Here is a 5,333-nt window from a genome sequence, read left to right on the forward strand (position 1 = left end):
TGGAACAGCTACTATTAAAAATTCAAATTTTGGTATTTTAAGAACAAATTATAGCGAGCTTGAAGCAAATGATTTTGTCTTAATAAGAGCAAAAGAATTTAATAGTGATATTTTAAAATCAACTATTTTTATAACAAATTTCAATAAAATATATAAATCAATTTTTGAGTTTAAATTTAATATTATAAAGATTGATATTAAAAATATTTTAGTATCATACAGAATAAAAACGGAGTAAATATGGTTAAAATAGAATTTTTAGGTCCTATTAACAAAGAAAGCATAGAACTTAAAGTGCATAATCTTAAAGAACTAAAAGAAATTTTAAAACAAGATGAAAGCTTAAAAGAATGGCTTGGGCTTTGTGCGGTTGCCTTAAATGATAAAATCATTTTTGATGAAAATCAAGTTTTAAACTCAGGAGATAAAATTTCACTTTTGCCTCCAGTAGGTGGTGGTTGATGCAAAATTTTATACTCACTCAAGGAGCTTTAAATATCCCTGAAATTTATGCAAAATGGTATGAATTTAGCATCAAACAAAATTGTGGTGCTTTGCTTACTTTTTGTGGCATAGTAAGAGATGATAACAATATAGAAGCTTTGAGTTTTGATATTTATGAACCTTTGCTTAAAACTTGGTTTAATTCTTGGCAAGAAAAATTTCAAAATGAAACTATAAAGTTTATGTTTGCACATTCTATTGGCGATGTTAAAATAGGAGAAAGTTCGTATTTTGCAGGAATTTTAAGTAAGCAGAGAAAACTAGGACTTAAGCTTATTAATGATTTTGTAGAAGATTTTAAAGCAAATGCTCCTATTTGGAAATATGATGTAATTAATGGAAAAAGAATTTATGCAAAAGATAGATCAAACAAACTACAAGGTGCTGGACTTTTAAAATGATTTAGAGCTAAAAAATTGATATAAAATCACAATTGCTTTAAATTTAATAATAAATTTTAAAATGTATTGATAAAGACTTTAAAAATAATCATTTATTAGGGTTTAAAAAATTAATTTATATAAAAACATTATAAATATGCTATTAGATTTATTTAGATTGGTATTAAGGATAATTTATGTTAATGTCTTATGAAGAAAGTTTAAAAATTCTACACTCTCATATCAAAACTTATGAAAAAATTGAAAAAATAGCCATCACAGAATGTTTAGGACGTATCTTAGCAAATGATATAAAAGCAGATAAAAATCAACCTGAATTTTTAACTTCAGCTATGGATGGCTATGCAATCAAATTTGAAGATCAAGAAAAACCTTTAAAAATTTTAGGTATCACCTCAGCAGGAAAAATGCCTGAATTTAAAGTTTTAAACGGCACTTGTGTTAAAACATTTACTGGATCGCTTATGAGTGAAGGAAGTGATACTTTGGTGCCTATTGAAAATATACGCATAGAAAATAACACACTTTATATAGAAAAAAAAGTTTCTAAAGGTTTTGCTGTTAGAGAAATTGGAGAAAATTATAAAAAAGATGAAATTTTATTAAAAAAAGGAACTAAACTAAATTATAGCGAAATAGCACTTTTAGCTGAACTTGGTTTTTTTCATATTAGCGTATTTATAAAACCTATTGTAGGTATTTTAAGCAGTGGAAGCGAAATTAAAGATCTAGGAGAAGCTTTAGAAAATCCTGCTCAAATTAGATCATCAAATCATATAGCCATAGCAAATTTAGCCAAAAAATTAAATTGCGATACAAGAGTTTTTCCTCTTTTAAAAGATGATGAAAAAGCTACTTTTTCTACCCTTAAAAGTGCTTTGCAAAGCTGTGATATCCTGGTAACTACAGGTGGAGTTTCTATGGGAGATTTTGATTTTTTAAAAAAAGCTATTCAAGAATATGAACTTATTATTAATAAAGCAGACATAAAGCCAGGACGTCATATCAAAATAGCCAAAATGAATGAAAAATTTATCATCGCTCTACCTGGTTTTCCTTATTCAGCTATGGTAATGTTTAATCTTTATGTAAGAGAAATTTTAAACGCTTGGCTACTTCAACCAAAAGATTATATTTGCAAGGCTTTTTTACAAGGTGTTTATAAGAAAAAAACTTCACATTTAGAATTTGTAGCTTGCAATATAGAATTTAAAAATGGGCGCATTTTGGTAAATTTAGAAGGTAAAAAAGAAGGATCTAGTGCAATTATAAACAATCTTAACAATAAAGCCGCACTTATGATAGCACCAAAAGAATGCGAAATTTTAGAAAATGAAAGCTTAGTGGATATTGTTTTTATGCCTTAAAAAGGCATAAATCACCTTGCAGAAGTACAAGATATTTGTTTTCCTTTTTCATCGTAGGTGTATATATACGAGTTCTTTTTTATATTTGCACTTGAGCTTGTAAAGCCAACTAATTCACCACTTTTAGTATATAACGTTTTATTTCCATCATAAACATATACATACTGGCCCTTTTAACTACTAAAGTTATAGCCATTTTTCTCCTTTTAACCAAAAATCAAAAAAATGTTATCAAAAAAAATCAAATCCCTTTTTCTTAATCAAAAATCAAAATATAAAAATAGATTGGATATATTTATTTTGTAATGTTTTTATTGATTTGAAATTTATGCAAAATAAAATTATAAATCTAAAATAAAACAAAAAATAAGTTTTTTGTTTTTTATAAGCTTTGAAGTAAAATTAATTTTATATTTATAATTATCTTTTTGCAAAATTATGATTGTAAAAAGTGATTATATTAATTTAAAATATAAAGATAATTTATTTATAAAATATTTCAAATTTTACAATTAAGTTAAATTTTTATAATCATTTCCCCAAATTTCAAGACTTTTTAATACAGATTCTAAACTATTTCCCAAAGGTGTAAGAGAGTACTCAACTCTTGGTGGAACTTCTGCATAAACTTTGCGTTTTATAAGTTTTGCTTCCTCAAGTTCGCGTAAATTTTGGGTAAGAACATTTTGAGAAATATTTTGATTTTTTGTAGATGAAATGCTTTTTCTTAACTCTCCAAATCTTTTAGTTCCATCTAATAAATCTCTAATAATTAAAATTTTCCATTTATTTCCAATAAGATTAAGCGTTGTTTCAATTGGACAAAGAGAATAATATTTTTTCATTTATAACCTTAATTTTTAAAAATTATAACATATTTTTTTAAAAAAAATATATAATAAAAATATTTAAAATACACAATACTCCTAAAATATATACTATATTATAAAATAATATCTACTTGATTTTTTAATATAAGTATATTTATAATTCTAATACTTATTTTTATCAAAACATTTTAAAGGATGGATTATGAAAATAGCAATTTTATGCGCAAGTGGTAAAGCAGGCAAAGCAATAGCAAAAGAAGCATTAGAAAGGAATTTGGAACTTACTTGTTTTGTGCGTAATAGTTCTAAAATGAGCGAATTTTCTTCTAAAGCTAAAATAATACAAAAAGATCTTTTTGAGCTTAATGCTAAAGATTTAGTTCATTTTGATGTAATTATTGATGCTTTTGGAGAATGGGAAAATTTAAATTTACATAAAAAACATATAGAATTTTTAAGTAAAATTTTACAAGGAAGTAATTCTAAATTATTCATTGTAGGCGGAGCTGGAAGTTTGTATATGGATAAAAGTCATACTATAAGACTTATGGATACTCCAACTTTTCCTAAAGAGTATTTAAGTATAGCCAAAGCTGCCGCAGAAGTTCTTGATTTTCTACGCAATGAACAAGGTTTTAAGTGGATATATGTTTCACCAGCTGCTGATTTTATCCCAGAACTTCCAAAAAGTCATCATTATAAAATAATAGGTGAACAATTTGAAGTCAATGCCAATAACGAAAGTAAAATAGGCTATGATGATTATGCAAGTGCTATGATAGATATCGTACTTGATTCTAATTATGAAAATACACGCATTGGAGTGATAGGATTGTAAATGCCTTAAATATCTTAAGGCATTTTATACGCTATCACTTTAAATTTTTTAAAATCTTAATATTTTACATTTAGATTTTTTGTTTTAAAGCTATAAATTCAAAAACATTTAATCATAAACATTTATTTAAAAAATAACTATATAAATCACTTTTATAATATTATTAATCACTAAGAATAATTTGATATAATCCGTTTCTAAGAATTTTTAAGGGTGTTTAATGAATTTTGCAGATATTTTTTCAAGAATTAGAAAAAAACAACCTAGTCCAAATGAAATGCCAGAACATTGGATTAAATGTCCCAATTGTCACGCTTTAATGTATTATAAAGAAATTAAAACTTGTTTTAATGTTTGCCCTAAATGCGATTTTCATATGAGAATTTCACCCCAAGAAAGAATTGAGCTTTTATGCGATGAGCAAAGCTTTATCGAATTTGATCAAAATCTAGAAGCAAACGATCCTTTAAAATTTGTTGATAGTAAATCTTATAAAAAAAGATTGAACGAAAGCGAAAGTAAAACAGGAAGAAAAAGTGCTGTTGTAAGTGGAGAATGTCTAATTGATGCTCTTAAAGTACAACTTGTTATTTTTGATTTTTCTTTTATGGGTGGTAGTCTTGGATCTGTTGAGGGTGAAAAAATTGTTCGCGCTGTTCAAAGATCTATTGTAAGTAAAAGCCCTTTAGTGATAGTTTGTGCTTCTGGCGGAGCTAGAATGCAAGAGAGTAGTTATTCTTTAATGCAAATGAGTAAAACAAGTGCTGCTTTAAAGCTTCTTTCTAAAGAGAAAATTCCTTATATATCAGTTTTAACTGACCCTACAATGGGTGGAGTTTCTGCTTCATTTGCGTGGCTTGGAGATATTATTATCGCTGAACCTGGTGCCTTAATAGGATTTGCTGGTGCAAGAGTTATAAAACAAACTATAGGCGCTGAACTTCCAGAAGGGTTTCAAAAATCTGAGTTTTTACTTGAACATGGACTTATAGATGCAATAGTGCCAAGAAGTGAGCAAAAAAAATATCTTAGTGATGTTTTAAAATTTTTAAGTGGAAAATAGTTTGCGTGTAAATATTATTTGCATACAAAAAAAAGACGAACTTAAAGAACTTACAAAAAAATATACTAAATTAATTTCTAATTATTCTCAAATTAACGAATTTAATCTTTTTAGCCAAAAAATATCCCTTGCACAAAATATTAGTCCCTTAGAAGCTCAAAAAAGCTATGAAAAAGCTTTTGAACCTTACAAAAAAGGTTTTTCTATAGTATTAGATGAAAAAGGTAGAAAGCTTAATAGTTTAGAATTTGCTAATTTATTAAAAGATAAAAATGAAATTAGTTTTTTTATAGGCGGAGCTTTTGGCTTGCGTAAAGAATTTATTAATAC

7 protein-coding genes and 1 pseudogene are annotated in these 5,333 nt (G+C 26.4%); 7 read left to right on the top strand and 1 reads right to left on the bottom strand.

From position 1 onward, the window contains the following. The 4 genes and pseudogenes from JG677_RS06855 to JG677_RS06870 all read left to right on the top strand — a co-directional run. Nucleotides 1–238: pseudogene (locus JG677_RS06855) on the top strand (hypothetical protein); the annotation flags it as partial. Nucleotides 239–240: 2 nt separating this feature from the next. Beyond that, on the top strand, nucleotides 241–462 hold the full coding sequence (locus JG677_RS06860) for a MoaD/ThiS family protein (protein ID WP_200170213.1): 222 nt from the start codon (nucleotides 241–243) through the stop codon (nucleotides 460–462). After that, the gene (locus JG677_RS06865) at nucleotides 462–905 is read left to right on the top strand and encodes a molybdopterin synthase catalytic subunit (RefSeq protein WP_200285905.1); all 444 of its coding nucleotides are present in this window, start codon (nucleotides 462–464) and stop codon (nucleotides 903–905) included. Before JG677_RS06860 ends, JG677_RS06865 begins: the two co-directional genes overlap by 1 nt. Nucleotides 906–1,081: 176 nt before the next feature. Beyond that, entirely contained in the window at nucleotides 1,082–2,272 is a 1,191-nt protein-coding gene (locus tag JG677_RS06870; protein ID WP_200285907.1) for a molybdopterin molybdotransferase MoeA, read from the top strand. Nucleotides 2,273–2,784: 512 nt separating this feature from the next. On the opposite strand, the gene rrpB is transcribed toward JG677_RS06870, so the two are convergent. Beyond that, a complete protein-coding gene (gene rrpB / locus JG677_RS06875; protein ID WP_200170216.1) occupies nucleotides 2,785–3,117 on the bottom strand; it encodes a MarR family transcription factor RrpB in 333 nt (110 codons plus the stop codon). Between the two features lie 187 nt (nucleotides 3,118–3,304). Here rrpB and JG677_RS06880 point away from each other — a divergent pair, with 187 nt between their 5' ends. The 3 genes from JG677_RS06880 to JG677_RS06890 all read left to right on the top strand — a co-directional run. After that, nucleotides 3,305–3,940: an NAD(P)H-binding protein gene (locus tag JG677_RS06880; RefSeq protein WP_200170217.1), complete on the top strand. Its 636-nt coding sequence runs from the start codon at nucleotides 3,305–3,307 to the stop codon at nucleotides 3,938–3,940. Nucleotides 3,941–4,160: 220 nt separating this feature from the next. Next, nucleotides 4,161–5,003: an acetyl-CoA carboxylase, carboxyltransferase subunit beta gene (accD, locus tag JG677_RS06885; protein ID WP_200170218.1), complete on the top strand. Its 843-nt coding sequence runs from the start codon at nucleotides 4,161–4,163 to the stop codon at nucleotides 5,001–5,003. Nucleotide 5,004: 1 nt separating this feature from the next. Continuing rightward, nucleotides 5,005–5,333 (top strand): 23S rRNA (pseudouridine(1915)-N(3))-methyltransferase RlmH (locus JG677_RS06890; protein ID WP_200285909.1); only part of this gene is annotated, 329 nt, incomplete at its 3' end.

The organism is Campylobacter sp. TTU-622, from assembly GCF_016598965.1.
Lineage (GTDB): Bacteria > Campylobacterota > Campylobacteria > Campylobacterales > Campylobacteraceae > Campylobacter_D.

Excerpts from the sequence above, each read along its gene's own strand:
- JG677_RS06860 (WP_200170213.1), top strand. The coding sequence starts at position 241 with ATGGTTAAAATAGAATTTTTAGGTCCTATTAACAAAGAAAGCATAGAA.
- JG677_RS06865 (WP_200285905.1), top strand. The coding sequence starts at position 462 with ATGCAAAATTTTATACTCACTCAAGGAGCTTTAAATATCCCTGAAATT.
- JG677_RS06870 (WP_200285907.1), top strand. The coding sequence starts at position 1,082 with ATGTTAATGTCTTATGAAGAAAGTTTAAAAATTCTACACTCTCATATC.
- rrpB (WP_200170216.1), bottom strand. The coding sequence starts at position 3,117 with ATGAAAAAATATTATTCTCTTTGTCCAATTGAAACAACGCTTAATCTT.
- JG677_RS06880 (WP_200170217.1), top strand. The coding sequence starts at position 3,305 with ATGAAAATAGCAATTTTATGCGCAAGTGGTAAAGCAGGCAAAGCAATA.
- accD (WP_200170218.1), top strand. The coding sequence starts at position 4,161 with ATGAATTTTGCAGATATTTTTTCAAGAATTAGAAAAAAACAACCTAGT.